Source organism: Hymenobacter aerilatus (assembly GCF_022921095.1).
GTDB lineage: Bacteria > Bacteroidota > Bacteroidia > Cytophagales > Hymenobacteraceae > Hymenobacter > Hymenobacter aerilatus.
This window is the reverse complement of sequence record NZ_CP095053.1, coordinates 1,072,371-1,098,800: the sequence shown is the minus strand read 5'-3', so window position 1 is coordinate 1,098,800 and position 26,430 is coordinate 1,072,371. Positions and strand designations below refer to the sequence as shown.

Genomic DNA, 26,430 nt, shown 5'->3' with positions numbered 1-26,430 from the left:
ACCGATATGAACACGCCCTTCCGATTGGATGACCACCCGCGCCGGCCCTACCCGCTGGCGCCGCCCCCAGCCAGCTACTTCGAGCAGCTGCCGCGCCGCGTGATGGACCGCGTGCAGCCAACCGATCCTGCAGCCCCGGCGCTGAGTTGGTTGGGCCGTCTGCCCCTACCCCTTCGCACCGCGCTGGCCTCCGTGCTGCTGCTAGGTGGGTTTGCGGCGTCGCTGGTGCTCAGCTCCACGCCTACCTCGGCCTCGGCTACCTTAGCCGCCGTGCCCCAAGAAGAACTGGTGCAGTACCTATTGGCCAACGACTCCCGCGTAACCCTGGCCGACTTGGCCGATGTATCGGTCACTGCGCCTGCTACCGCCGCTAGCTACCTGCACGCCTCCCCCGAGGAGCTGGAGCGTGCCCTCGACGCCCAGCCCACCGATGACTCGTATTTATAAGCCCGCTTTCTACACCATGCACCCGTTATCTGCTTTTTTTCGTCCTCTTCGCCCCTTGCTGGTGCTTTTCGTGCTGACCCTGAGCCTGCACGGCGCAGCGCAAACGCCCCCTGGCGGCCGCCTCAGCCAGCTTGAGAATGCCCGCATTGCCTACCTCACCGAGAAAGTTTCGCTCACGCAGGAGCAGGCGCAGCAGTTCTGGCCCGTCTACAACGAATACGCCGCCAAGCGCCGCGACCTGAATCAACGCTCGCGCCAGCTCCGCACCACCCGACCCGAAACCCTCAGCGACCAGCAGCTAAAAGACAATCTCAACCAAGTACTGGCCCTGCGCCAGCAGGAGGTAGACCTCGACAAAGATTACCTCCGTCAGTTTCAGAAAGTCCTGAGTATCCGGCAAGTGAGCCAACTCTACGCTGCCGAACGCCAGTTTACCCGCGAAGTCCTCCAACGCGTTACTCGCAGCCGGAGGAGGTAAATGGTGAGATAGTGAGTAGAGAATACGACTGTCATCCTGAGCTTGCGAAGGACCTTCTCACGCTGAAACGAGTCGTTGTTGCGAACATCGTTCTACCATGAGAAGGTCCTTCGCTGCGCTCAGGATGACAGTCGTATTCTCTACTCACTATCTCACCACTTCACCATCCTGTATCTTTGCGGGATGCTTACCCCCCGCCAGCTTTTCTTGCGCCACCAGGCGCAAACCTCCGATTTTCCGCTGCTACTAGAGATTGAACGGGCCGAAGGCGTGTACATGTACGCCCCTGACGGCCGCCGCTACCTTGATCTAATTGCCGGTATTGGCGTCAGCAACGTGGGGCACCGGCACCGGCGAGTCGTGCAGGCTATCAAGGACCAGACCGATAAGTTTCTGCACCTGATGGTATACGGCGAGCTGGTGTCGGCGCCGCCGGCGCTGCTGGCCGAGGCCCTACACCAGACCCTACCCCAGCAGCTCGATACCGTTTACTTCACCAATTCCGGCGCCGAGGCTGTGGAAGGTGCCCTGAAACTAGCCAAGCGCCACACCGGCCGCACCGAGCTAGTAAGCTGCCACCGCGCCTATCATGGCTCTACGCAGGGTGCCTTATCAGTCACGGGGTCTGAGGGGTTCAAGCGCAGCTACCGCCCCCTCCTACCCGACGTGCGCCACATCGAGCCCCACTACTTACCTGATCTGGCCTTGATTACGGAGCGCACGGCGGCGGTTATCATCGAAACGGTGGCGGGCGAGGCGGGCGTGCGCGTGCCGCCTCCCGGCTACCTGCCCGCGCTGCGCCAGCGCTGCACGGAGGTAGGCGCCCTGCTCATCTTGGACGAAATCCAATGCGGCTTTGGGCGCACCGGCACGTTCTGGGCCTTCGATCAATTTGGCATCGAGCCTGATATCCTGCTGTGTGCCAAGGGCATGGGTGGCGGCATGCCCATTGGTGCCTTTATCTCCACGCAAGAGATTATGGCCGGTTTCAAGACCAACCCGATTCTGGGTCACTGCACCACCTTTGGCGGCCACCCGGTATCGTGCGCGGCCTCGCTAGCTACGCTGCACGCCATTCAAGAGGAAAATCTGCTGGCGGGCGTGGCCGACAAAGCGGCACGCTTCCGTGCGCAGCTTCAGCACCCAGCCATCCGGGAAGTGCGCGGCTGCGGCCTGCTGATGGCAGTGGAGTTTGAGTCGTTCGACGTGCTCAAGCCCATCATCGACCGCGCCCTGTTTCACGAGGGCATCCTCACCGACTGGTTCCTATTCTGCGACAACTCCCTCCGCATCGCCCCGCCCCTCATCATTACCAATGATCAGATAGACGAGGCCTGCGCCGCGCTACTGCGGGCAATCGAGTTTGTGGTGGGGTAGACACGCTATACATCAGCTGTCATCCTGAACGCAGTGAAGGACCTTTTCACCCGAGAACGAGTCGTTTGTACGACGGCTGCTTTCGGGCGAAAAGGTCCTTCACTGCGTTCAGGATGAAAACTACTTATCTTCTCAAAACTCTCAGTTTGCCTGATTGTTCTGGCTCAAAAAGCTTTGGGTTTCTTCTTTGATTTGCTCGCGAGGTAGGCCGTCGCGCACGCCTATAGATATTTTGCGCACCAGCACGCTCACAATGGCCTGGCGGAAACCCAGCTTGCCGGCCATGCCAATACAAAAATCCATTTCGTTTTCGTCTACCACCCCGTCGGCCAGCATCATGTCCACAAGGTCAAAGATCTGGTCGAAGCGCTCAGAGTCGTTATCAGGAATGATGAGCGTGCCGCTGCTGGAATTGGCCACAATATCACGCACATCTCCGGCCCGCATCCCGTTTTTGCGACCCACCGACACGATAAAGTTCATCTCCCGTTCGTCGATGTGCCCGTCTGCTTTGGCTAGTGCGGCCAGGTTTAGCAGGTGGCTTTTCACTTTTTTGGTCTGCTCGTTTTCAAAAAAAACCAAACATACTGGGGGGATTTAGAGATGACACAAGGGCGGACGCAGCAACAGGCGTGTATGACGCTCCGAGGCCGGCTTACAGCGTGGTAAGTTGTGAAAGTTAAAAGAATACTCAGATTCTTCCAATAGCTCCGCTTACGCAGTTCAGAAAAAAAAGCTGGCTTCTACCGCTTGATTTTGTCTTTCCTTCGCCGGACGCTGTACTTTCCGCACAGATTCACCAACTTTGCCGGCTCACTGCCACCCTTGCGGGTGGCACAGAAGGACCATCATGATGAAACGTATTGCAGTTTTCACCAGCGGCGGCGACGCGCCTGGTATGAACGCCTGCATTCGGGCCGTGGTACGCACGGCCGTTTACCACGGCATCGAAGTATACGGTATTATGCGCGGCTACTCGGGCATGATCAAGGGCGAGTTCGTGAAGCTGGATTCGGCTTCCGTCTCCAACATGGTGCAGCGAGGTGGCACCATCCTCAAATCGGCGCGCAGCCAGAAGTTCATGACAAAAGAAGGCCGCCAGCAGGCCTACGATCAGCTCATGAACAACGGCATCGAAGGTCTGATTGCCATTGGCGGCAACGGTACCTTCACGGGGGCTACCCTCTTCGAGCAGGAATTTGGCATACCTACGGTAGGCGCGCCCGGCACGATTGACAACGACCTGTTTGGCACGGACTACACCATTGGCTACGACACGGCCGTGAACACGGCCCTGGAGGCCATCGACAAAATCCGCGATACAGCTGACTCGCACGACCGGTGCTTCTTTATTGAAGTAATGGGCCGCGACTCGGGCTACATTGCCATTCCATGCGCCATTGGCGGCGGCGCCGAGATTGTGATGGTGCCGGAAACGCAAATGTCGACGGAGGCGGTAATTGATACGCTGCGCGAGGGCTGGAAGCGTTCCAAAACCTCGTTCATCGTGATTGTGGCCGAGGGCGAGGTAGAGGGCAATGTACACGAAGTAGCCAGGCGCGTGAAGGCAGCCATTCCGCAGCTCGACACCCGCGTAACGATTGTGGGCCACATCCAGCGCGGGGGCTCCCCCACCGCCGCCGACCGCCTGCTTAGCTCTCAGATTGGTATTGCCGCCGTAGAGGGCTTAGTTAATGGTATGCGCAACGTAATGGCCGGCATTGTAGACAAGAAGTTGGTATACACACCCTTCGCCGACACTATTAGTAAGAAAAAGCTCATCAACCAAAGCTTTATGCGGATGGTAGAGATTTTGAACTCGTAGCTAGCAAGCTACCTATGCAACTCTTACAGGCAGTGCTTCCACCCGGAGGCACTGCTTTTTTTGGTACCTGTTGGATTATATTAGGCAGTTCCTATCTTGGCTGACGCTTTAACTATTTATTCTTTTTTGTCTGCATTTATGTTGAATTACCACAAAGTAGCTGCTATTGCGGCCGTGCTAAGTTTCTCGTCATTTACCGCCCTTGCCCAACGGCCTGCCAGCATTCAGCTAGGGGTAGGCTCTGCGCTGGTAGGCACCGGCGACTATAAGGCACTGAAGGCCCACGTAGAATACGCCCCATTTTTCGGCCGTCACCTGGGTACGGGCACACGCTTAGCCTTTATTGGTGGCAGCCAGGAATCTTATCAGACAGTATACAACCCTGATCCGCGGACCGGCACAACCGGCGTGAACGTGCCCTTCGCTATGACCTATCAGGCCATGAACGTGGAACACGAGTTTTACCTCTACCCGTTCGGCAACGACCAGCAGGTGCTGTTTGCCGTGGGCGGCGGTGGCTACGCCGGCTACTCGCAGCGCTATGGTGCCCCCCAGACAACTATCGACTTTTCTACCGGTATAAAGACTAACTCACTTGACCAAGAGAAGGGCCTGCACGCCGGATACATGCTCTCGCTGAATCTGGATGTGGCCTTGGGCATCGACCGCCAATGGCTGGCGGGCGGCAAAGCTTCTTTTCAGAATGATACGTTCGGCAACACGATGGCTACGTTGCAATTGAAAGTAGGGCGGCGCTTTTAGCGCGGCCCTACCTCAGCCGGGTGCAGCCACTCATACTGCGCATCGCGGCGGAGCCAGGTGAGCTGGCGCTTGGCGTAGTGGCGGGTGTTGCGCTTGAGCAGGCGCACGGCCTCGGCCCAGTCGTAGGCCCCATCGAGGTAGCCGAAGATTTCCTGGTAGCCTACTGTTTGCAAGGCGTTGTGGTGGCGGTAGGGCAGCACGCTTTCCACCTCAGCCAGCAGGCCCGCCGCCAACATCTCGTCTACGCGCTGGTCGATGCGCTGGTACAGCTCTTCCCGCTCGCGGTGCAGGGCAATCTTCACCACATCAAAAGGGCGCGCCGCCTTAGTGTGCTGGCCGTGGAAGCTGGAAAAGGGCTGCCCCGTACCCCGCGTTACTTCCAGGGCCCGCACCACACGCTGGGGGTTTTGCGCGTCGATGCGAGCGTGCGCCACCGGGTCGAGGCGGGCCAGTTCGGCCACCAGCGCGGGTAGGCCGTGCGCCACCAGCTCCTGCTGAATGCCGGCCCGCACAGCCGGGTCGATGGTGGGTAGGGCATCAAAGCCATCCGTCACGGCTTGCAAGTACAAGCCCGAGCCGCCTGTCAGAATCACTACCTGGTGCCGCTGAAACAGCTGATCGAGCAGCGCCAGGCACTCCACCTCGTAGCGCCCCGCATTGTAGCTTTCCGTGATGCTGTGCGAGTTGATGAAGTGGTGCGGCACCCCCTGCATCTCAGCCGGGGTAGGCTTGGCCGTGCCAATGCTCATCTCCCGAAAAAACTGCCGCGAGTCGGCCGATACGATTTCGGTGCCCAGCTGCTGAGCCAGCGTTACACACAGCGCCGTTTTGCCCACGGCCGTGGGACCGGCAATAACTAATAAGGTAGGACGAGCGGCCGCTGCCAGCGAGGTAAGATCCAGCATAAAACAAAGGTCCTGCATCTTGCTGCTGCGCGAAGATGAATACAGGAAGCCGCAAAACTACAATGGTTTTGGCCTACCCGCAGGCACGTTGTGCTTCGGGGGTAGGCCACAAGCCCGCGTAGAGCTGTAGCAGATGCTGCTCCTCGTGCTGCCAGTTGAGCACCTGCCGCGCCCGCCGGCAGTTGCGCACCAACTCCTGGTAACGGCCGGGCGCGTGATGCAATAGCTGATTGAGCGCCTGCGCAATGGCTGTGGGCGTGAGGGCCACCACCTCGGCCACATCATATACATCGTTCAGGGCCCGATACTCCGGAAAATCCACAATCAGCTGCGGCACACCCGCGTGCAGGTAATCGAAAAACTTGTTAGCCAGTGAGTAGTAGTAGCTCAGTCCCTGCTTTTCAAGCAGCATAATACCCACCACCGCCCCATGCGTCACGGCACGCAGCTCGTGGGGCAGTACATACCCCCTAAACTCTACCTTACCCGAGGTTAACAGCCCCAGCCGCCCGGCCCGCGCCCGCAGTTCCGCCGACAAGTCGCCCTCGCCGCAAAGCACCAGCCGCCCCTGCACGTGGGGCATGGCGTCTAGCAGCGCCTCCAGGCCGCGCCCTACGTTCAGCGTACCCTGATAGAGGATATAGCCTCCGGGCGCTGGCAAATGCGTTTCGGTTTCCGCAGCCGTTAACCGACTTATATTGCGAACTACGGCAAAGGGCCTACCGTAGCGGGCCTCGAACACGCCCGCCAGCGCGGGCCCTACCGTATAGGCTAGGGCCGCACGCGGCACAATAAAGCCTTCTACCCATCGCCACACACGCTGCACCGCGGGGCGACTTACTACCTCGGGCACTTCCGTGAAAAGCTCGTGCGCATCGTATACGAAGGGCTGCCCCCCCAGCCGGGCGCGCAACCATACGGGTAGGGCCGTATCTAGGTCGATGGCGCACCAGGCGCTGGCCCGCTGCCGTAGCAGGTAGAGCAGCAGCCGCACCGTAAACTCCGCGTAGAACAACTTCCCCTTCGTGAACCAGCACTGCAGCCGGTGCTGTTTGTACGGTTGAGGTTGCAGCGGTTCTGACTGCGGCCACGCGCGCCCTACTAGCGTCACGTGGTAACCCTGCCGAGCCAAGCTGCCGCAAATGCGCTGCATCCGCTGGTCGTAGTTCAGATCAGTAGTAACAGCGAAGAGCAAAGAGCGCATACTCGAAAAGACGCTAGTTGCGCTTGTAGGATAAATTCCTGAGGCAGAAGCCTGAAAATTGCGTTATTTTTGACAAATTTAGGAAATTAGCCTGTTTTATTACGAATACCCGTCTAAGGCCATATCGCCTGTCGCCCGGATTTCATTTTTCTAATGTCTACTCGCTCCCTGCCCGCTACCCCAGGCGCTACTGCCTCTGATGCTATGTATCGGGCTTTATTTGACGATGCGTACGATGCCTTGCTGCTCTACGACGAACGGGGCAAGCTGCTCGACTGCAACCGAACTGCAGTGCACCTGCTGGGCACCACTCGCAACCACCTGCTGATGGCTGGCCTCATGAGCTTTGCCCGCCCCCACGGCGGCGCTAGCGGCGAGGATTTTTGGCAGTCGGATATTATGCTGCGCGAGGCGGTGCTCGACACGGCCCGCACTGGCCAGACCTATGCCAAAAGCTGGCATGGCCTGGGCATCAACCACTCCCGCCTCGATGGATGGGTGACCCTGCACCGCGTGCCTACCCCACAGGGAACCCGCGTGCAACTCACGCTACGCGACATTACGCGGGCCCCTCGGCCCGCCCAGCGCCCGCCCGACCAGGCGGGGTTGCTCGACCGTACCCGCCGCGAGCTGCGCGACGTACTCAGCCGCACCGACCAGGCGTACATCCTCATTGATCAGGAAGGCACCATTCAGGACGTCAACGAGTTTTTCCTCAACTTCACGGAGTATACCCGCGAAGAGGTGCTGGGCAAAAACTACCACGCACTCTTTGTGCCCGCAGCCGAGCGCGACGCCCGGCGGCGGCATTTTGAGGTGGTGATACGGGGCGAGCAGGAGGTTGACGATATAGAACGGGTGATTCTGACACGCGCTGGCAAGCCCCGGCAAGTGTTCTGGCACGCCGAGCTGGCCCGCGACCTAAGCGGCAACGTGACGGGGATGTTCTTTATCGGGCGCGACCGGACAGACCGCCACATGACGGCCCGCGTCCTCAACGACAACCGCAACCGCCTCCAGGATTTCTTCGACAATGCCCACGACCTGATCCAAAACCTGAGCATCGACAACCGGTTTTTGTCCGTGAATAAGGCCTGGCGCGAAAAGCTGGGCTACTCGGAAGAAGACCTACCTCAGCTCACGCTCAACGACGTGGTGCACCCCTACTATAAAGCCAAGCTGCTCTACCAGCTGCGCAATTTGTACAAGGGGGAAAAAGTCAATAAGCTGGAAACCGTTTTCCTGACGAAAAGCGGCAAGCCGGTGCACCTGATTGGCTCTATCTCTTGCGCCTGGCAGGAAGACGAGCCCGTGAGCACCCGCGCTATTCTGCACGACATCACTGACCGCATCAAGGCGGAACGTTTGCAAAAGGTATATTATAGCATTGCTAACCTGGCCATTAGCTCCAAAGACTTGCACGCGCTGTACGGCGCCATTCACCGGGAGCTGAGCAAGATTATTGAAACCAATAACTTCTACATTGCCCTCTGCGACGACGCCCGCACGCAGTTGCAGTTTGTGTATTATGTAGATCAAAGCTCGCCCAACGAGCAGCCCAGCAAGGCGCGGCCGTTTTCGTCGGGGGTGTCGGAGTATATTATCCGCACGGGGCGGCCGCAGTTTCTGCTGCGAAGCGAGCTAGAGGAGCTGATTGGCAACGGCGCTATTACGGCCTATGGTGTGATGCCGGAGGTGATGCTGTGCTCGCCCCTAAGCATCGGGGAACGAATCATCGGCGTCATTGCCGTGCAGGACTACCACAAGGCCGATGCCTACGCGGTGGGCGACATTGAGATTTTGCACTTCATCTCCAATCAGGTGGCCCTGGCCATTGAGCGCAAGCGCAATGAGGTGCAGATCAACAAGCAGAACGCGCGTTTGAACGCCATTTTCGAGAGCGGCTCTCACTTGATGTGGTCCGTGGATACGCACTCGCGCCTAACATCCTTCAACCGCAACTACGCTGCCTACTTCCTGCGCAACAACGGGGTCTACCCTACCCTCAACGTGAACCTGTGGCAGGCCGACCTGGCGATGGTAGCCGAAGAAGCCCGCGACTTGTTTGTGGAGCACTATAAGCAGGCCTTCGAGGGGCACCCGCAGCGCTTTGAGGTGCGCCTGCGCGACCCCCGCGGCCACGACACCTGGCGCGAAATCTACCTCAACCCGATCTACCTCGACGACGGCTCGTTTGAGGAAATATCGGGCATGGCCCACGACATCACCGAAACCAAGGCTTCGCAACTGGAGCTTGCAGCACAGGAAGAGAAATTCCGCGCCATCTTCGAGTCGTTCCAGGATATATACTACCGCACCGACGAAAACGGCCACGTCACGCTGGTGAGCCCGTCGGTATACGAGGCCTTGGGCTACCAGCCTGAAGAAGCGCTTGGCAAGCACCTACCCTCGCACTACGCCGACCCAGCCGACTACGACCGCCTGCAGCAGGAAATCAAAGAGAAGGGCGTGCTGCGCAACTTCGAAACGGCCATCCGTCATAAAGATGGGCACTACGTGAGCATGCTCATCAATGCCCGCCCTGCACCGGGGCAAACGGGCGGTACCGAGGGCATCGGCCGTGACATCACGGAGCTGAAACAGATTCAGGACGATTTGCGCCGCGCCAAGGACGAAGCCGAAACCGCGCTGGAAGCCAAAACGCAGTTCCTGGCTAATATGAGCCACGAGTTGCGCACGCCCATGAATGGCATTATTGGCATGATTGACCTGCTGCACCAGACGGTAACGTCGGAGGAGCAGGAAGACTATGTGGATACCCTGCGGAAATCGTCGGAAGCGCTGCTGGCTATTCTGAACGACATTCTGGACTTATCGAAGATTCAGGCGGGCAAGCTACAGCTGCACTCCCACGGCCTGGATCTGTATTACACGCTGGACAAGATTCACTCGCTGTTTGCCAACCGTGCCAGCCAGAAGGACTTGCAGTTCACCTACCATGTCACGCCGCACACGCCGCGCTTCATCCTCACCGACGAAACACGGTTGCTGCAAATCCTGTCTAACCTTACGTCCAACGCCATCAAGTTCACCAACCAGGGCACGGTGAGCATCGAGGTGTCGTCTATTGCCACCGATGGGGAGCAGCACACGCTGCGCTTTGCGGTGCAGGACTCGGGCATTGGCATTTCAGAGCAAGACGCCAAGCTGCTGTTCACCAACTTCACCCAACTCGATACAACCCCTACCAAAGCATTTGGCGGCACGGGCCTGGGCTTGGCCATCAGCAAGCAACTGGCCGAGCTGCTGGGCGGCGAGATTGGGGTAGACTCGCACGTGCGGGAGGGTAGCACGTTCTGGTTTACCATTCAGTGCAACATTGCCCACAACGAGGAAGAGATTCTGCACCAGCGCACGGTGGCTCGCGAGCGGACCCAGGAGGTGGTGCGCTTCGAGTCGGTGCCGCGGGTGCTGCTGGTTGATGACAACCCTATCAACCAGAAGGTGGCCTCGCGCCTGCTCGATAAGCTGGGCTGCCACGTGGAAATGGCATCCGATGGCTTTGAGGCCATCAGCAAGGCCGACTCACCCAAAAACCGCTACGACATCATCTTCATGGACATTCAGATGCCGGAGATGGATGGCGTGACGGCCATGCACGAAATCCGACGTCGTTTGGGCAAGCAGTGCCCGCCGGTGGTGGCCATGACGGCCTACTCTATGAAGGAGGATGCCGAGCGGTTTGTGCAAGAAGGCATGGACGACTACGTGTCGAAGCCTGTGAAAACGCAGGACCTCTACACGGTGCTGCGCCGCTGGACCAGCACCACCGAGCGGGCCGTGCTACCCACCCGCGACATGGGCACGGCCCTACCCCCCGCCGAGCCCGTCCCAACTGCCCCAACCGATACCCCCGCCCCCACGCCTGTGGCCGCCGAAGAGCTGGCGCCCGAAGAGCTGGAAGGCTGCATTGATGCCGAAGTAATCAACCAGCTACGGCAGCTGGGCGGCGACGATTTTGCGGCCAGCCTCTATTCCGATTTTGAGACTGAAGCGGAGCAGTTGCTCACCGAAGCTGGCAATTTGGTGAGTACTGGGCGCTTCGAGGCCATTCTACCTCACTTGCACCAGCTAAAGGGCACAGGTTTCACGTTGGGAATAAACCGGCTGGCCGAGGGCGCCAAGGAGTTGGAGCACGACCTCAAGAAAGGAGAAACGACCAACGTTGTTCAGGATTTTCAGCGCCTACTGCGTTACTTTGCGCAGTTTAAGGCCGTATATCAGCAGGTCACGCAGGTGCCGTAACCGGCAAATCTGTTTTTATCCATCACGTTTTCCCAACCTACATCTTCAACACAACTACCCGCATGGCTGATTCTAAAACTATTTTGATTGCGGAAGATAGCTCCGTTATTCTGAACCTCACCAAGAAAATACTCGAGCTGCAAAAGTACCGCATCATATCGGCAAAAAATGGGGGTGAAGTCATCAAGCAGGTTGAAAGCCAGCCAATTGACTGCATTCTGATGGATATCAATATTCCGGTGAAGGACGGTATGGAGTGCACCCGCGAAATCCGCCGCAACCCTGATCCGCGCATCGCTCAGATTCCGGTTATCGCCATCACCGGCAACGCCAACAACTACTCGATGGAGCAGTTCCGCGAGGCTGGCGTAACCGACTACCTCCCCAAACCTCTCGACTTCGATGCCCTGGTGCGCGTAGTGAAGCAGCATGTGGGGTAAGTAGTTTAATGGCTGAATTGTTAAATGGTTGGCTTTTCATACAGCTTATTTCAACAACCAATTAGCAATTCAGCCATTTGACGATGCAAATTACTTTTCTCGGCACGGGCACGTCGCAGGGGGTACCCGTAATAGGGTGCCACTGCCCCGTGTGCCGTTCGGTGGACTACCGCGACAAGCGTTTGCGGGTGTCGGTGCATGTGCAAGTGGCCGGCAAGAGCATTGTGATTGACTCGGGGCCGGACTTTCGGCAGCAGATGCTGCGCGAGCGGATTGAGCAGTTGGACGCCCTTGTGTTCACGCACGAGCACAAAGACCACACCGCCGGCCTCGACGATATTCGCTCCTACAACTTTCTGCAGCAGCGCGACATGCCCCTTTACGCCGAGCCGCGCGTGCTTCGGCAGCTCCAACAGGAATTTGCCTACATCTTCGCGGAGGAGAAATACCCCGGCGTGCCCCGCGTGAAAACCATTCCCATCACCAGCGACACAGAGGTGTTTTTGGTGGAAGGCGTACCGTTTCAGCCCATCCGAGCCCTGCACTACCGGCTGCCGGTGCTAGGCTACCGCATCGGCGACTTCACCTATATCACCGACGCCAATTATCTGACCGAAGAGGCACTAGCCCAGGTGCGCGGCTCGCGGGTGATAGTACTCAACGCCCTGCGCCACGAAAAGCATATTTCGCACTTCTCGCTGCCCGAAGCGCTGGAACTACTAGAGGATTTGGCTCCCGAGCAGGCCTACCTTACCCATATCAGCCATCAATTGGGAAAACACCACGAAGTAGAAGCCACACTGCCGGACTTCGTGCGGCTGGCATACGATGGGTTGCAGATAGAGGTGTGACGGATGTGCTATTTTGTAATGCGGAAGGAGACGGTAATGTCCTTTTTACTCGGCTGTTCGCGCTCAGTATCAAAAGTCCATTTAGTGTAGTATAAAATATAACGCTTACCATTAGCATGCACGCTGGTAGTATCGACCCAAGCTGAGGTATAAATTCTGTTTTCGCTAACGGGTAATTTCAACTCTTGTGCTCTCCCAGTTGCATCTGTTACGCACAGCGTAGGCATTACAAAGTTACCTGTAACGCAAGTCACGTTCTTAGGGCAGAACGTAGATTGAATATCCGTCACCTCTACCGTCAATTCTGGCTGTGAGGCGGCATCTAACTACGCCTGTTGCCGATAGTTTAGGGCAAACTCCCGGTCGAAATCGGCGACAATAGACAATGGTATAGCCTCACCTTCATCGGCTGTATAACACGCTGTCAGGCTTAATGCTACACCAATCAGTAGTGGATATTTTTTCATAATTAAAGAAAATACAAGGAGTAGTTTATCCCATTTGCAAGAGCTTAAAATAGTGGCGGAGGTTGCATTTACACGCCCTTTGCAACACTTCCTCTACTCGCACTAGTTGAATAATTCATGCATACCAATTACTATTTCCTGCGTCTGTTGGCGCCTGCTCTCACTCGCGCCCTGGCCGGCTACCGGGTAGTCACGTGCTTTTCGCAGGAAAAGGATGAATTGGTGATTGGTTTGACCAACGGTGCGGCCGAGTTTTGGCTGAAAGCGCAGCTGTCGGCGGCCTTTCCGGCGCTAGCCCTGCCCGAAACCTTCCACCGCGCCCGACAAAACTCAGTGGATCTGTTGCCTGGTTTGCTAGGGCGCGAGGTAAGCCACGTGGATGCGCTACCGCAGGACAGAATTTTGCAATTCACCTTCATCGATGGTGCTACCCTGCTGCTGAAGCTGTTTGGCCCACGGCCCAACGCCATTTTCCGCCCTACCCCGGATGCGCCCGCCGAGCTGTTTCACCAGCGCTACACTGCCGATGCGGACATTCTGCCCCTACCCCCTACCACCGCCCCGGATGCTGGTACCCGCCCGCACGAGGCCGATCCGCTGCGCCGCTACCCTGCCCTCAGCGACCTACCCGCCCGCTACCTGCGCGTCCACGGCTACGACGCCGCACCCTTACCCCAACGGGAGCAACTGGTAGCAGATATTATCCGGCAATTGGAGCAACCAGCGCAGCTCTACATCATACAGCTGGAAAACCGAACGCGCCTGAGTCTGCTGCCGCTCGGGGAGGTACAGAAGACCCTACCCCCTACCGACCCTATTGCGGCCTTGCGCGAGTTTGTACCGCATTTTCTGAGTCGGCGGGCGTATGAGACGGAGATTCGCCAAGTGCGCCAGACCTTGGAAAAGCGAGCCGAGGAAGCCAGCACCAGCGCCCAAATGGCCCGCACGCGCCGCCACGCCCTAGAGCACACCGCCGGCTACCGCCAAACCGCCGACCTGATCATGGCGCACCTCAGCCAGATTTCGGCCGGAGCAGCGCAGGTGGAAGTAGTTGACTTCTATCAGGATAATCAACCGCGTGTTATCAAGCTCAAACCCACCGAAACGCCCCAGCGCACGGCCCAAAACCTTTACCGCAAGGCCAAAAACCAGCAGATTGAATTACAACAACTCAGCCAGCGCATTGAACAGCGCGAAACCGAAGCTTTCTGGTGCCTGGAGAGGTTAGAAGAATTAACTGGTCTAGCTGACCTGCGCACGCTACGAACCTGGCGCAAGCAGCATGGTCTCGATGCTGCAGCCCAGGCCAAAGCAGCAGGCAACGAGCTACCCTTCAAAGTATTTACGGATAGCGGCTTTACCATTCTGGTAGGCCGCAATGCCCAGAATAACGACCTACTCACGCAGAAATACGCGCACAAAGACGACCTATGGTTGCACGCCAAAGACGTCAGCGGTTCGCACGTGGTAGTGCGACACCGAGCAGGATACCCGGTGCCTGAACCTGTAGTAGAGCGCGCCGCCCAGCTAGCCGCTTGGTACTCGCGCCGCCAGCACGACTCGCTGTGCCCCGTGACGGTGACGCCCAAAAAGTTTGTGCGCAAGCCCAAAGGCGCCGCGCCGGGCGCCGTGGTGGTAGAGCGCGAGCGGGTGGTGCTGGTAGTGCCCGGAAATCCGTTTGAACGGGTAGGCGTGTAGCCAACGACTCCGCGCGGCGCTACCTAGCGTCATCAGCGGCACATACTACTGGCTACTTCATTGCTGCCAAACAAAAAAGTCCGGCCTGTATAGACCGGACTTTTTTGTGTAAGTGCGCGCGGGGAGATTCGAACTCCCACACCCGAAGGCACCACCCCCTCAAGATGGCGTGTCTACCAGTTTCACCACGTGCGCAGTAGGCTAGAAAAACACAACTTCTGGTTCCGAAAGCAAGCTTCGGGCTTCGCTGAGGCGGCGAAGTGGGCACAAAAGTAGGGGGCTGCTACCGCTCGTGCAAGCCTACGACCGTATTTTTCTTGCCGGGTATTCTTGGCAAGATGGTTTCGGGCTCAGTATCAGCTTGCAACAGCCAGATATTTTTTCCTATGACACTCGCTTTTGCAGCTTGGCGGCAGGCCTCAGATGCGGAATCCCTACCCTATCAGTTTGGTGGAGCGGCCTGTAGTTGCCTCTACAGACAAAACGCCCGGCCAAGAGGATGGCCGAGCGTTTTAATCTTCTGTTAGAAAATACTTACTCTGCTTGCGTAAGCGGAGCTTCTACTACGTGCTCCGACACAAACCATACCTGCATTTCGTTGGCGCGCAGTACGTCGCTTATTACCATGTCGTTGGTGCCGTCATCGCCGGAGTCGTCAGCTTTCTTGGCGATGTCGTGGCACTGTTCCAGGATGATCTGGTGCGCTTCCAGCAGACGCGAAATCTGTACCGGTACTTCTTCCCGGTCGCGGGGAGGGCGCGGAATGCTGGTTAGCTCGGCTACGTCGGCGGCCATGGCCACGGCTACACCACCCAGAATCTGGATGCGCTCGGCAATGGTGTCTACTAGTTCGCTTTGCTCCTCATAGTGCTTATCGAACAGCAAGTGCAACTGGTAGAAGGTAGGGCCTACTACTTGCCAGTGGTGCTTCTTGTACATATCGCGCAGGCTGCACGTATCAGCCAGCAGCTGATTTAGCAGCTCTACGCTTTCGCGCCGGGTGTCTTCGCTCAGGCCAATGGGTAGACGCTGCGATACAGTGCCGTATTTCTGGATGGGAGCTGGCGCGTTTTGCTGCTGATTTAGGATAGGTTGCACGTTGACAGCAGGGTTGGGTGCAGCAACGGCGTTCTTAGATTCTTTTGCTTTAGCAGGAGCTGCTTTGGCGGCTACGGGAGCCTTTTTATTGGTGCTGGGAAGGGCCATAATCAGAAAGAAAGTAAACAGGTTGGAGAGGCAAGCCGGTACAGGCTAGAGTACCTATTGCGCTGTGCGGCTTGCTTGCCACTGTGTACGCACAATTATGGCCGGGGTTAGCTTAAATTCATTAGGCTGCTTCCCTTGCCTCTATTTTGTACATGTAGGGCGGTGTGTGCTGGCGGCGGGTCACGTATCTTGCTGCCAGCGCTGCTTTCTCACTTCTACTGTTTCTTCGCTCATGCCTTTCCCCTTCGTCGGCGACGACAAATCCACCATTGCCCGCTTGCTGAACACCCTACCCCAGGTAGGCCAGTTAGAATGGATTGGCATCCGGCCGGTGCGCCGCGCCCCCATGGTGCCCATGCAGGAGGCCACCGTAGAAACCGACCGCCACCTCTCCGGCGACCACGCCCGCCCTAAGCCCGGCGGCAAGCGGCAGATTACCCTCATCCAGGCCGAACACCTACCCGCCGTAGCTGGCTACCTGGGGCTGACGGAAGCCGTGGACCCGGCCCGGCTGCGCCGCAACCTGGTAGTGAGCGGATTGAACCTGCTGGCGCTGAAAAACCACCAGGTACGCATTGGCGACGAGGTAGTACTGGAAATTACGGGGGAGTGCCACCCTTGCTCGCGGATGGAGGAGGAGCTGGGGCCGGGTGGCTACAACGCCATGCGCGGCCACGGTGGCCTTACAGCCCGCATTCTGCACGGCGGCACCATTCGGGTAGGCGATGCGGTGCAGGTAATAGCTGCCAGCTAGCGCCAATACCCTGGCAGGCCTAATCATGCTGTGAGGGTAGACGCTCTCCTACCGGCCCACCGCTGCGGTGCGCCAGCCGGTAGGCCATGGCCAGCACCACGTTGTTTTTGGCGGCCGTGTTCTGCGGAATAAACTGCCCCTGCCGAAACGCAGGCAGATTATAGTTGGCCTGGTTCACCCATCCCGCCTGCACAGTCAGATGAGCATTGATCTGGTAGCCCACGCCAGCATATATGCGGTTGCGCTCGAAGGTAGGCCCGTCGGGGTTCAAGAAGATTTCGTCGTAGGCCGACAAAAACACGGTTTTATCGGTGATGGTAGGTTTGTTCAGGGGTAGGAACGCGTTCAGGCGGTAGCGCAGGCGCATACGGAAGCTGGTGCTGTCGTCGCGAAACCGAAACCACCGTTCCTCTACCCGGTAGCGGTGTTCCAGCTTCACGCGGTGCGTAAACTGGCTCATAATTACTTGTTGCCAGAAGCGCTTTTCTACGTTGAGCGGGCCAGCCCCAAGGTCTTTGTAGTCGGCAGTAGCGTAGCGGCCGCCGGCCAGCGTGAAGGTGAAGTTGCGGTCCAGATCGTAGCTCAGCCCGGTTTTCAGCTCGTGGTAGAAGTACTGCCGAAACACGGCATTGGTGCGGGCCTGTACTTCCGCAAAGCCTCCCCATTTTTTTTCAGCGGTGCCGGGCAGCACTAGCGTCAGTATTCCCCAGCTTCCCCACGGCTGTACCGGATTTACAGCTGTTTGGGCCTGCAACGGGTGATACAAACCCATGAAGCACAGGATGTGCAAACCAAGAAGTAGATGTTTTTTCACGGAGGAGGGCAGAAAGAACTGTTCGGAGGAGGAGAAATCTAGCGAGCAAGTGAGTAGCTAGTGCCTAGGGTACTGCAAAGATATTCGCTGTCAGGTTGCTGCGAATATTCCAGTTCTATCTCACTTCCTGGTAGCGTCATTCTGGTAAAAGCGACCCAATTTTACCGCCCGTTTTTCTCACCTCCTTAGCCCACTGCTATATGCCCGATGCACGCCAGCCCAAGCAATATGTTTTGTTCGACCACGATGGTGGGGTAGACGATTTTCTGTCGCTGCTTCTGCTGCTGCACATGCCGCAGGTTGAGTTGCTGGGCATTTCCGTCACGCCTGCCGATTGCTACCTCGAAACCGCCCTGCTTACCACGCACAAGCTGCTGGCGCTTGCTCAGCGCACCGATATTGAGGTGAGCGGCGGCGACTACCACGGTGTAAACGCCTTTCCCTCCGATTGGCGGGCCAAGCCCAAGATTTTGAATGCGCTGCCCAGCATGATCAACGTAGACACACCCGGCGCAGCTCATTACGACGACAGCGTGGCCTTTATCTGGCGCAAGCTGACGGCTGCCCCCGGCCCAGTTACGGTGCTGCTCACGGGGCCGTGCTCCAACTTGGTGCATGCCCTAGAACAAGACCCTACCCTAGCGGCCAAGGTAGGCGAGGTGGTCTGGATGGGCGGCGCCGTGGACGTTATCGGCAACGTGAAAACCTACAACCACAACGGCACCGCCGAGTGGAATGTGTTTTGGGACCCGATTTCGGCGCACAAGCTGTTTCGTATGGGGCTGCCCGTTACCATCGTACCGCTGGATGCCACCAACCACGTGCCCGTCAGCTTTGATTTTCTGCAGCAGCTGGCCCGGCAGTCGGAGTACTTCTTCTCCAACCTGGCCGGGCAGTTCTGGGCCACTACCATCGACACTATTCCGGCCTACGAGTACACCTATTTTATGTGGGACGTACTCACGACCAGCTACCTCGCTATTCCTGAGGCCCTCGATTTTGAAAGAGTAGAGCTAGAGGTAACGCCTACGGGTGCCAGCGCCGGCCGCACGCATCGTGCTCCTGGCTCGGGGCAATGGGTGAAAATGGCCGTGCACGTGCGCAAAGAGGATTTCTACGCCTACCTGTTTCGGCAACTGCGGCAGCCGCTGCAAAGCACTTCAGCATAGGCATCTACGGTCTGAAAGCAGGGTAATGTAGTATTTTTCTAATCCTGCAACCGGAGTGGCGTGAATATAGCTTGCGCGCCTGATAATGGCCGGTTTTAGGCAGCAACTCAACTAGAAAACCCAAAAGTTCGTATTATTAGACTACTTAGTTTTCTTATATCTCTTGCTACTCCCGGCAGCAATGCAGCAACCGCTTTTCTACTGCGCGCTGATTTTCTGCCTTGTTACCGGCTATTACGTATCCTACCGCTCTTTACCCTCCCGCCCTATGAATTCAACTGCCTCCTCGCCGCTTGCCCTCACAGCGCTAGCGCTGCTACTACTTTCCAGCGGAGTTATTCTTACTTCTTCCGTATGCCGGACTACTACTGCCCGCGCCTCGGCCCGCTCCTACCCTTGCGCAAACCGACTGGTACGTTTGCGCCGTCGCCATCAGCGCGTAATGTGATACAGACCAGGAGCTAGCTACGTTTCTGCATTAACACCTTCGCTCACGCCAACAAAGCCAATACGGACGCCTACCTGTAGGTAAGCGCCCCTATTGGCATTTTATGCCGGGACTATACCCCGCCTTCCATGCGTACAATGCGCGGCGTGAACGTGCCCAGCACATCCACCAGATCGTGCTGGCTGGCCATCACGGCGTGGATGTCTTTGTACGCCTGAGGAGCCTCGTCTACCCCGCCCCCAATCAGCTCGATGTGGTGCTGCTGGAGGTAGCGTCGTACGTCGGCTTCGCCCAACTCCTGCTTGGCGCGGGTGCGCGACATGGCCCGGCCGGCCCCGTGTGAGGCCGATGCCAGCGATGTTGCCTCGCCCCTACCCCGCACAATAAAGCCAGGGGCCGTCATGGAGCCGGGGATGATGCCCAGCACGCCCGCGCCGGCCGGCGTGGCGCCCTTGCGGTGCACCACTACCTCCTGCCCAGTCGCAAGGCGTTCTTTCCAAGCAAAGTTGTGGTGGTTTTCCACTTTTGCCAGGGGCCGTTCGCCCAAGGCCTTGGCCAGTCGCTGATGAATCTGGTGGTGGCACGCCGAGGCGTAGTCGCCAGCCAGATTCATGGCGGCCCAGTACTCTTGGCCGGCTTCGCTTTCCAGCGAAAGCCAAGCTAGGTGCTGCGCCTCGCTGGGCAGTTGGCACACGTCTTTGGCGAGCTTGGTGTAGTGGTTGGCGATGCTAGCACCCAGCCCCCGCGAGCCGGAGTGCGACAACAGCCCCAGATACTGCCCTACCGGCACGCCCAACTCATTGGTCGGGTCGAGAATGTCTACCACACCCCACTCCACAAAGTGGTTGCCGCCACCCGATGAGCCAATTTGGGTGGCCGCCGTGTCCAGCTTATTGCGCAGAAACCCGATTTCCTGGAATTCGGCGCGGTCGAGCACGGCGTGGTCCAGCTTCTGCCCGTGACGGAATACGTCGCGGTTACCGAAGCGGGTGTTGTCTACCAGCATTTTGCGTAGCTCCTGCACACGCTGCTCCAGGTGCTTGGGCGGCAGCGCGAATACTGACAAGGCCATACGGCAGCCAATGTCGACGCCCACAGCGTAGGGAATCACGGCGTTATCGGTAGCCAGCACGCCCCCGATGGGTAGGCCGTAGCCGTGGTGAGCGTCGGGCATGAGGGCGCCGGCCACCGTCACGGGCAGTTTCATGGCCGTTTCCATCTGGTGAATGGCACTCTGGTCGATGTACTCAGCCCCAAACAAGGCGTAAGGCTTGCGCTCGGCTAGGGCAATATGGCGCGAAGGCGGTGGTAGCAAGGCGGCGGCCGTGTGGCTCCAATCGAGGTGGGTGAGGTAGTCGTTGGGGTTAGCGAGTAAATTTTGGAGCAACATCAGCTGCTCGGTATGCGAAAGTTTTTTGAGGTGCTTGCGCTGCAATTGTGCCAGCGCCAGCCCAATGGCCCGACCTTCCGGGAAACCCAGTTGGCGAAGGTCGTTGCCGCGTAGTTGTTGAGCCATTATGCTAAATGGTTGCTTATTGAATGATTGAATGGCTTCCTACTGGTACCAGAGCAACAGGCGGTTCGCGCAAGGCTGATAGCCGACGTGACAGGTCGAAGTAACGCGGACCTACGGCATCTGGTAGTAGGCAATAAGAGGTAGGAAGGGTGAAAAACGAATAGCCGTTTGGTATTTTCAGTACGAAGTATGACTACTCTACGACACCTTCCTTTCTCCTATTAAAACTGACAGGGCAACAAACGCATAGCCACCGTTAAACTGTGCTCTAACCAACTGAGCTACTGCCCTAAAAGGCAGGTGAGACTCGAACCCACGACCCCAGCGCCCCAAGCGAAGGAAGGCTATGCTACGGCACCTATCAGGTAAATAATTCTTGTACGGAGCAACAAGCGCCGGGGCTTTCTCATCCTGCTTTCTGACTCAGCTACGGTTGGTTTACAACACAACCGGCGGGAGTTGAACCCGCATCTGGATGTTAACGGCGAAGTATGACCCGACTACGGCACCCGTACTAGGGTAAAAAATGAGTTGGGGTAACAAACGGCGGCCGTTGCCTGTAGCGCGTCTACCAGTTTCGCCACTTGCGGCCACGAGACCACAAGGCAGGACTCGAACCTGCACTTCCTTACGGAACGTACACCGAAGTATCGGCTCCCTACGACACCCAACAAACTATCCTGATTTCCGCGCGGGGCAACAAACGCCAGCCACTGTATCCTGCTCTACCACCTGAGCTACAGCCGCCGCACGGCAGCTGGTGGGACTCGAACCCACGACCCGGGCATTAAGAGTGCGAAGTAAGGCTTGGCTACGGCACCCGTTTGAAAATCAGTACGTATTCTCAACTCAACAAGGGCAACAAGCGGCAGGCGACTAATCTGCACAACCTGGATTGCGCAGTGGGATTCGAACCCAAACCATACGGCTTCACCACGAAGTAATGCCCACCTACGGCACCTTTGCAGGAGTTGATTTTAAAGCAATTACATAGTCAGCTTTCTATTGTCCGACCGATACATAGAAACAACAGGGTATGTCATACATGGCAAGTTCAGGTAAAGGCATCAAGCGTGTGCTCGAAAGCGGTGAGTGTTGGGTAGGGCAGTCGGGTATCATGCACCGCAAAATCGATACGCTGAAAACGGCCGCGAATAGAAGGCTCGGCTAACGCCTCGGCGAAGAGCTGCGCCAGCTGTGTCGGATCATTGCCGAACACGCCACAACCCCAGGCCCCCAGCACCAACGCCTCCACGTTGTAACGGGCAGCAAGTGCCAGCACCTGTCGAATGCGTTGCCGCATGGTGGGTGCTAGGTGCGGCAGCAGGTGCGGAGCATTCTGACGGAGCGCGCCGGCATTCACGGCGGGTGCTGTGATGATGTCGACGCGGTAGGGCGCTGTAAGCCACTGTCCGGCATCGTTTCGCAGTACCGGCACGCCGGGCGAGTAGATGGCGTAGTCGCTGTAGAGGCCTGTACTAGTGGGCCGGGCATTGTATTTATACATCTCGGCAAACTGCGCAATGCACGGGTACAGCCCCGTTGAGCGGGCTAGGCTTTCTTCCTGGGCCTGGCTGCCACCCAAAAATCCGCCACCGGGGTTACGCGCTGAGGCAAAGTTCAGACAGGCTACACGCACGTACTGTTGCGCCAAATCGGCGGCAGCGTGCAGTGTAGTGGCGTTGTACACGCGCACCTCGGCAGACGCGCTGGCCGGTTTCGTTAGCTCCAAGAGTAGCTCGGTAGCATCTTCTGGGCGGTAGAGTTGGCTGTTTTGCTCGGCGGCTTGTTGCCACGCGGCAATCGTCACCTCTTGCTCGGCTTCCGTTAGGTAGGCGCCGCGCTGAAGCGCTGTCAGGGTTTCAGTAGCTAATTGTTGTCGTTGTTCACGATTCATATCTAATAGCCCTCAATGGGAGCGGCAGCCGCTTTATCTATCTGCCGCTCCCTGGGCCGCGTTTTTTAGGATTACAAATCAATTTTCTCAATTTCAGTCAGTGCGGAGCCGCCGTTTTCCAGCGCCGCCAGCACGTCAAACACCTTGTCGGACCAGCCGGCGATGAGCGCTGCGCCGTCCTGCTCGTGCACCTCTACCGGCGTTGTGCCGTGGCCGGCCAGGTCGAAGAGGTAGAGGCGGGCGTGGGGGGCCACCGTGCGGCGGTATTCGCGCCACGCCTGGGCCAGCGTGTTGCCGGTGCCCCGGCTGTCCCAGAGCTGGCAGTCGGTGAAGATCATCACCTTCTCGACTACCTCCCGGCGCTGGCGCAGGTCTTGCACCACCAAGTGACCGTTGGTGCTGTAGCCTACCTCACCTTCGCGACGATAGAGCTCCTGCACGTTGCGCAGCACCTGCCCTTTAGGTAGGGTCACGCGCTTCCACTGGTCGCCGAACATCCCCGCTACCACGTGCTGACAGCGGCTTTGTAGCAACATGCCAAGCACCAGCCCCACGTCGTAGAGCAGTACTTTGCTGCGCGCCGACACAGGCTGCTGCATGGAGCCCGACACGTCGCAGGCCACGACTACTCGTGTATTGGCATCGAAACCGCGCAGGTTTTGAGCCGAGTGGCTGATGGCCGTTTTCAGCGCTGCCAGCACCGCGGGCACGTGGCCGTTGCTGCTACCAATGCCGATGGCTGCTGCCGCGCGCCGGAGCAAACCCGCATCCAGGCCCACCACCTCTCGGTAGGCGGCCAAGAACCGGAAGGGTAATTGCTTGCTGCGTGCCACCGCTGTGCGGTCGGCCAGTGTAGCGCACACTTGCTCTACCGCCTCGCCCGACACGTTGGTCTCCAGGATGTTGCGCAGGTTGCGCAATAAGGCCATGTAGCCCAGCTTGCCGCTGCCAATCAGCTCCTCCCACTTCTGCCGGAAGGCCGCTTGCCGTTCCGCATCCATAGCAAACGCTTGCTGCCCCAGCGCCGATAGCTCGGTTTCCCAGGTGTAGGGAGTAGGCAGCTCACCGCGTACCAGTTGGTCGAACAGAGCTTGCTGCTCGGGGCTCTTAGCGGTGGGGTGCACCAGGAACAGGGCATCGCGGAGGCGTACCTGACCGGCGCGGTCGTACTTGGCCAGCTGGTAGCTATCGAAACGATTGAAGCTCAACGCCAGGCCTTTTTGTAGCTGCTTGGAAAGGCGGTTCAGCGTTTTGGCGCCCTGGCGCTGGTTGGCAGCGGCGTAGTACGCCAGCACCTCCGTGATTTCATCGGCGCGTTGCACCACGCGGGCTACCAAGCGGCTCACAAGACCGTCGCCGCGGTGCACCTGGGCCAGCTCTACGGCCAGCACCAGCGGCACCGAGCGCAGGTGCAACTGCTCGCGGGCATACACCGCCAACTGCGCCACAAACTGTGGGTCGTTCTGCGCAATCAGCTGGCGCAACCGCTGCAAACGTGTGCCGGCCGATTCGTAGAACTGGTTGCTGAGGGCTGCCGTAGCCACGGCAGCGTACAGCTCCAGCTGTGGTGTGAGTTGGTAAGCAGGAGCGCCTTCGTGGTTCACGGCAGTAGGCGCCGAGTGATGTTGAGTGTGCGTATTGAAGCGCATAATAGGATAGCAAATCAGGGTGAGAAGTCCGTATTCGGCACGCGAGATGCCTTGCTAGGCTCGCTGTGATACACGGTATTACCCAGCGGCAGCAAACAGATGCTTTGGTACCAGCAGGCGGGCTTCGGCGGCCCAGCGGGTTACCCACACATACTCAGTGTCGGTGAGGCGGCGGTTATATTTGCCGCGGGCTTGTATGATGGTGCGGTTGGCCAGCACCTCCAGGGTAAGCGTACGCACGCCATTGAGGGTGAGCGAGAAGATACCGCACCGTCCGCGCTGGCAGGAGTTCAGGTAGGACGACACGCAGTGGTGCAGGGCCCCTCCTTCTTCCACCAACTCCCAGTAGCTGCCCAACTGCGTGATGCGCACCTGCCCTTTGTCGCCACCCGTGAAGTTGGGCACGGGCAGCAGTTCCCAGGTGGATGCAAACGTCTCCTGAGGGTGACGGGAATCGGGGTTGTTGCGTGCCCGAACCAGTTGGCGATGCCACTTGGCTGTGTGGGCCAGCACTCCCGCCATCGACCTACCTTTCAGCGAGAAGCCAGGTTGGGCGGGCTCGTCGCCGATGCCTACCCGGCGCTTCTGGTGAATCCAGTCGCACACTGGCCCAAACTGGTTGGGGTCAACCATCGGCGCCGCCGCAAAAAAGTCGACTACCCGTAGGTAGAACTCATCGTCGCGGCTCAACCTGCGCCCGAGGCGTGAGTCGAGCACCGGTCCTAGCCACGCCAGTTGGTTGCGGGCAGCTAGCTGAGCGTAAAGCAACGCCTCCAGAAAGGTGTAGCCAGCGGGAGCTTGCCGCAGGTGGTGTTCGAGCTTCCGGGTGAGAGGCACCGGCAGCTTGTGAAACGTCCGGAGGGCACCACCCCGCCCCAAATGCGTTGTGAGGTCGGCGATGTTGATACCGTCGTGCAGCCGATTGGCTGTCCAGGCGTTCAGCACCCAGGTGGGTAGGTCGCCGTATTGATCGAATAAATGCCGCACCAAGCTTTCCAGCTGCCGAAACGGGTTGCGGCTGCGGGGTTGCCAGTCGGCCAGTTCGCGGCATCGCTGGGGATAAACTTGAACCAGCGCGGCCAGCGCGGCACTTAGCTCGGGGCGCCACAGCAGTTCACTGCGCTTATAGGCTAGGGCCAAGAGCACTTTCCGGCACCGCTGCTGCTCCGAGTAGGAGCGGTTGTGCAGACAGTTGCGGTAGAACTCTGCCAGTACTGAGCCAGTACCTAGATGAGCCTCCACCACGGGCAACGACCCAGTGAAGGAGCATAGGTACCCTACCTGCCGGGCGGCTGGCCAGCGGCGCCAGTCAAGGCGTCGTGAGGCCGCTAGAATAATTACTGCTTGTTCAGCTTGCCAGGCTTCGTGGGATAAGGGTTTGTAGCGGTTAGCCATCGGTCGGGGGTGTCCTCGCGGGGACGATTACCGAATAAAGAATCAGTTGATGGGGTAGGCTTAGAGGCCACCGGATAAAGCAGAAGTCGGAAAGCGTCGTACATAATAATTTGCGTAAAAAGGGTGTACAAAATCATTCGGCAATTTTTATTTAAATAATTACCGTTACAGTTTTATGAATAAAATTCAGGCAATAATTTTCCTATCAGCTATTTTTTAGCTGTTCGTTAGCAAGGAAATTTCTATTAAGTATTACCCGTAGGAATAAACTACCCGGAGTATTAACCTGTGTAATTACCCGCGTTTTCGCGGGCACCTATCAATCGGTTTCAACGAGTTGCTACCGACGCGCCAACAGCTACCGGAAAACGGGACGCCAAACTGGGCTGAATGAGTTGAAGCAGTAGCATACTAATGAAGTATTTAAGAGTAAACTAGAAGGTAGAGATAAAACAAAACGCCCGAATCTGGTGGGATTCGGGCGTTTCGCACGGTGAGCTTCTATTAGAGAAACCTCACGTTGTGGAATGCGCGCCGAACCCCGGCTGGATCTTGCTATCCAGCGAGCTTAATGGCATGGGGTATTGATTAAAATGGCGCTGCATGACGAGTGAAGTCGTTGGAATCGTTAGTAATTTGTGCTTTGAACGTCTCAAAGGTAAGAAGGTTATTTTATAAGTCAATAGTTGAATATAAAATTCATAAAATATTTTTTACTCAGTAGTCCACGGCTATTAATTTTCAATAAAATTACGCTTTTACGCAATTATGTATTTCGCTAAAAGAAAGACTTATTAAGTCGCACCTATTTCTATTTATCGCGCATTTATGTATAAAGTAAAGCCGCATCCTCGCGTCTCGT

The 26,430-nt window shown here is 57.8% G+C and carries 21 protein-coding genes and 1 tRNA gene; 12 read left to right on the top strand and 10 right to left on the bottom strand.

Annotated features, from left to right (window positions below):
* The first annotated feature begins 6 nt into the window (after positions 1 to 6).
* The 3 genes from MUN82_RS04690 to MUN82_RS04680 all read left to right on the top strand — a co-directional run bounded on the left by MUN82_RS04690 (position 7) and on the right by MUN82_RS04680 (position 2,302).
* On the top strand, positions 7 to 447 hold the full coding sequence (locus MUN82_RS04690) for a hypothetical protein (RefSeq protein ID WP_245095358.1): 441 nt from the start codon (positions 7 to 9) through the stop codon (positions 445 to 447).
* A complete protein-coding gene (locus MUN82_RS04685; protein ID WP_245095357.1) occupies positions 431 to 925 on the top strand; it encodes a Spy/CpxP family protein refolding chaperone in 495 nt (164 codons plus the stop codon). The genes MUN82_RS04690 and MUN82_RS04685 overlap by 17 nt, the downstream gene beginning before the upstream one ends.
* Before the next feature lie 183 nt (positions 926 to 1,108).
* A complete protein-coding gene (locus MUN82_RS04680) occupies positions 1,109 to 2,302 on the top strand; it encodes an aspartate aminotransferase family protein (protein WP_245095356.1) in 1,194 nt (397 codons plus the stop codon).
* 141 nt (positions 2,303 to 2,443) lie between these two features.
* On the opposite strand, the gene MUN82_RS04675 is transcribed toward MUN82_RS04680, so the two are convergent.
* Positions 2,444 to 2,884, bottom strand: a complete 441-nt coding sequence (locus MUN82_RS04675) for a tellurite resistance TerB family protein (RefSeq protein WP_245095355.1) — start codon at positions 2,882 to 2,884, stop codon at positions 2,444 to 2,446.
* Between the two features lie 271 nt (positions 2,885 to 3,155).
* Between MUN82_RS04675 and pfkA the strand changes: the two genes are divergently transcribed.
* Complete coding sequence (gene pfkA, locus MUN82_RS04670) at positions 3,156 to 4,127, top strand: 6-phosphofructokinase (protein ID WP_245097512.1); 972 nt, start codon at positions 3,156 to 3,158, stop codon at positions 4,125 to 4,127.
* 138 nt (positions 4,128 to 4,265) lie between these two features.
* The gene (locus MUN82_RS04665) at positions 4,266 to 4,889 is read left to right on the top strand and encodes a hypothetical protein (protein ID WP_245095354.1); all 624 of its coding nucleotides are present in this window, start codon (positions 4,266 to 4,268) and stop codon (positions 4,887 to 4,889) included.
* Here MUN82_RS04665 and miaA read toward each other — a convergent pair.
* Both miaA and MUN82_RS04655 read right to left on the bottom strand, forming a co-directional pair.
* Positions 4,886 to 5,794 (bottom strand): tRNA (adenosine(37)-N6)-dimethylallyltransferase MiaA, encoded by a 909-nt coding sequence (gene miaA / locus MUN82_RS04660; RefSeq protein ID WP_245095353.1) that lies wholly within the window; start codon positions 5,792 to 5,794, stop codon positions 4,886 to 4,888. The genes MUN82_RS04665 and miaA overlap by 4 nt on opposite strands.
* 73 nt (positions 5,795 to 5,867) lie before the next feature.
* Positions 5,868 to 6,998 (bottom strand): glycosyltransferase, encoded by a 1,131-nt coding sequence (locus MUN82_RS04655; RefSeq protein ID WP_245095352.1) that lies wholly within the window; start codon positions 6,996 to 6,998, stop codon positions 5,868 to 5,870.
* Positions 6,999 to 7,151: 153 nt separating this feature from the next.
* Between MUN82_RS04655 and MUN82_RS04650 the strand changes: the two genes are divergently transcribed.
* The 4 genes from MUN82_RS04650 (at position 7,152) to MUN82_RS04635 (ending at position 14,720) form a co-directional block, all read left to right on the top strand.
* Positions 7,152 to 11,264, top strand: coding sequence for a PAS domain S-box protein (locus MUN82_RS04650; protein ID WP_245095351.1), 4,113 nt, complete (start codon positions 7,152 to 7,154; stop codon positions 11,262 to 11,264).
* Positions 11,265 to 11,326: 62 nt separating this feature from the next.
* Complete coding sequence (locus MUN82_RS04645; protein ID WP_187318155.1) at positions 11,327 to 11,704, top strand: response regulator; 378 nt, start codon at positions 11,327 to 11,329, stop codon at positions 11,702 to 11,704.
* 83 nt (positions 11,705 to 11,787) lie between these two features.
* Positions 11,788 to 12,555, top strand: a complete 768-nt coding sequence (locus MUN82_RS04640) for an MBL fold metallo-hydrolase (RefSeq protein WP_245095350.1) — start codon at positions 11,788 to 11,790, stop codon at positions 12,553 to 12,555.
* Positions 12,556 to 13,139: 584 nt separating this feature from the next.
* Entirely contained in the window at positions 13,140 to 14,720 is a 1,581-nt protein-coding gene (locus tag MUN82_RS04635) for an NFACT RNA binding domain-containing protein (protein WP_245095349.1), read from the top strand.
* Between the two features lie 113 nt (positions 14,721 to 14,833).
* Here the strand turns inward: MUN82_RS04635 and MUN82_RS04630 are convergent.
* Both MUN82_RS04630 and MUN82_RS04625 read right to left on the bottom strand, forming a co-directional pair.
* A tRNA-Leu gene (locus MUN82_RS04630) sits at positions 14,834 to 14,915 on the bottom strand.
* A gap of 339 nt (positions 14,916 to 15,254) precedes the next feature.
* The gene (locus MUN82_RS04625; protein WP_245095347.1) at positions 15,255 to 15,926 is read right to left on the bottom strand and encodes a Dps family protein; all 672 of its coding nucleotides are present in this window, start codon (positions 15,924 to 15,926) and stop codon (positions 15,255 to 15,257) included.
* Between the two features lie 232 nt (positions 15,927 to 16,158).
* Here MUN82_RS04625 and MUN82_RS04620 point away from each other — a divergent pair, with 232 nt between their 5' ends.
* The gene (locus MUN82_RS04620) at positions 16,159 to 16,680 is read left to right on the top strand and encodes an MOSC domain-containing protein (protein WP_245095345.1); all 522 of its coding nucleotides are present in this window, start codon (positions 16,159 to 16,161) and stop codon (positions 16,678 to 16,680) included.
* 19 nt (positions 16,681 to 16,699) lie between these two features.
* Here MUN82_RS04620 and MUN82_RS04615 read toward each other — a convergent pair whose 3' ends face one another.
* Entirely contained in the window at positions 16,700 to 17,494 is a 795-nt protein-coding gene (locus MUN82_RS04615) for a DUF2490 domain-containing protein (RefSeq protein WP_245095343.1), read from the bottom strand.
* 200 nt (positions 17,495 to 17,694) lie between these two features.
* On the opposite strand from MUN82_RS04615, the gene MUN82_RS04610 reads away from it, so the two are divergent.
* Together MUN82_RS04610 and MUN82_RS04605 are read left to right on the top strand one after the other, a co-directional pair.
* Positions 17,695 to 18,663, top strand: a complete 969-nt coding sequence (locus tag MUN82_RS04610) for a nucleoside hydrolase (RefSeq protein WP_245095341.1) — start codon at positions 17,695 to 17,697, stop codon at positions 18,661 to 18,663.
* Between the two features lie 268 nt (positions 18,664 to 18,931).
* Positions 18,932 to 19,111, top strand: coding sequence for a hypothetical protein (locus tag MUN82_RS04605; protein WP_245095339.1), 180 nt, complete (start codon positions 18,932 to 18,934; stop codon positions 19,109 to 19,111).
* Between the two features lie 112 nt (positions 19,112 to 19,223).
* On the opposite strand, the gene MUN82_RS04600 is transcribed toward MUN82_RS04605, so the two are convergent.
* From MUN82_RS04600 to MUN82_RS04585, 4 genes are all read right to left on the bottom strand, one after another.
* Positions 19,224 to 20,627, bottom strand: coding sequence for an RtcB family protein (locus MUN82_RS04600; protein ID WP_245095338.1), 1,404 nt, complete (start codon positions 20,625 to 20,627; stop codon positions 19,224 to 19,226).
* Between the two features lie 1,054 nt (positions 20,628 to 21,681).
* Positions 21,682 to 22,524, bottom strand: a complete 843-nt coding sequence (locus MUN82_RS04595; protein WP_245095337.1) for a TIGR02452 family protein — start codon at positions 22,522 to 22,524, stop codon at positions 21,682 to 21,684.
* Between the two features lie 71 nt (positions 22,525 to 22,595).
* The gene (locus MUN82_RS04590) at positions 22,596 to 24,173 is read right to left on the bottom strand and encodes a TROVE domain-containing protein (RefSeq protein WP_245095336.1); all 1,578 of its coding nucleotides are present in this window, start codon (positions 24,171 to 24,173) and stop codon (positions 22,596 to 22,598) included.
* 78 nt (positions 24,174 to 24,251) lie between these two features.
* Positions 24,252 to 25,568 carry a PcfJ domain-containing protein gene (locus MUN82_RS04585; RefSeq protein ID WP_245095335.1) on the bottom strand — a complete coding sequence of 439 codons (1,317 nt, stop codon included), beginning with the start codon at positions 25,566 to 25,568 and terminating at the stop codon, positions 24,252 to 24,254.
* Positions 25,569 to 26,430: the final 862 nt, after the last annotated feature.

Excerpts from the sequence above, each read along its gene's own strand:
- MUN82_RS04620 (WP_245095345.1), top strand. The coding sequence starts at position 16,159 with ATGCCTTTCCCCTTCGTCGGCGACGACAAATCCACCATTGCCCGCTTG.
- MUN82_RS04595 (WP_245095337.1), bottom strand. The coding sequence starts at position 22,524 with ATGAATCGTGAACAACGACAACAATTAGCTACTGAAACCCTGACAGCG.
- MUN82_RS04650 (WP_245095351.1), top strand. The coding sequence starts at position 7,152 with ATGTCTACTCGCTCCCTGCCCGCTACCCCAGGCGCTACTGCCTCTGAT.
- MUN82_RS04590 (WP_245095336.1), bottom strand. The coding sequence starts at position 24,173 with ATGCGCTTCAATACGCACACTCAACATCACTCGGCGCCTACTGCCGTG.
- MUN82_RS04690 (WP_245095358.1), top strand. The coding sequence starts at position 7 with ATGAACACGCCCTTCCGATTGGATGACCACCCGCGCCGGCCCTACCCG.
- miaA (WP_245095353.1), bottom strand. The coding sequence starts at position 5,794 with ATGCTGGATCTTACCTCGCTGGCAGCGGCCGCTCGTCCTACCTTATTA.
- MUN82_RS04585 (WP_245095335.1), bottom strand. The coding sequence starts at position 25,568 with ATGGCTAACCGCTACAAACCCTTATCCCACGAAGCCTGGCAAGCTGAA.
- MUN82_RS04625 (WP_245095347.1), bottom strand. The coding sequence starts at position 15,926 with ATGGCCCTTCCCAGCACCAATAAAAAGGCTCCCGTAGCCGCCAAAGCA.
- MUN82_RS04685 (WP_245095357.1), top strand. The coding sequence starts at position 431 with ATGACTCGTATTTATAAGCCCGCTTTCTACACCATGCACCCGTTATCT.
- MUN82_RS04640 (WP_245095350.1), top strand. The coding sequence starts at position 11,788 with ATGCAAATTACTTTTCTCGGCACGGGCACGTCGCAGGGGGTACCCGTA.
- MUN82_RS04610 (WP_245095341.1), top strand. The coding sequence starts at position 17,695 with ATGCCCGATGCACGCCAGCCCAAGCAATATGTTTTGTTCGACCACGAT.
- MUN82_RS04680 (WP_245095356.1), top strand. The coding sequence starts at position 1,109 with ATGCTTACCCCCCGCCAGCTTTTCTTGCGCCACCAGGCGCAAACCTCC.
- MUN82_RS04665 (WP_245095354.1), top strand. The coding sequence starts at position 4,266 with ATGTTGAATTACCACAAAGTAGCTGCTATTGCGGCCGTGCTAAGTTTC.
- MUN82_RS04600 (WP_245095338.1), bottom strand. The coding sequence starts at position 20,627 with ATGGCTCAACAACTACGCGGCAACGACCTTCGCCAACTGGGTTTCCCG.
- MUN82_RS04635 (WP_245095349.1), top strand. The coding sequence starts at position 13,140 with ATGCATACCAATTACTATTTCCTGCGTCTGTTGGCGCCTGCTCTCACT.
- MUN82_RS04645 (WP_187318155.1), top strand. The coding sequence starts at position 11,327 with ATGGCTGATTCTAAAACTATTTTGATTGCGGAAGATAGCTCCGTTATT.
- pfkA (WP_245097512.1), top strand. The coding sequence starts at position 3,156 with ATGAAACGTATTGCAGTTTTCACCAGCGGCGGCGACGCGCCTGGTATG.
- MUN82_RS04655 (WP_245095352.1), bottom strand. The coding sequence starts at position 6,998 with ATGCGCTCTTTGCTCTTCGCTGTTACTACTGATCTGAACTACGACCAG.
- MUN82_RS04605 (WP_245095339.1), top strand. The coding sequence starts at position 18,932 with ATGAATTCAACTGCCTCCTCGCCGCTTGCCCTCACAGCGCTAGCGCTG.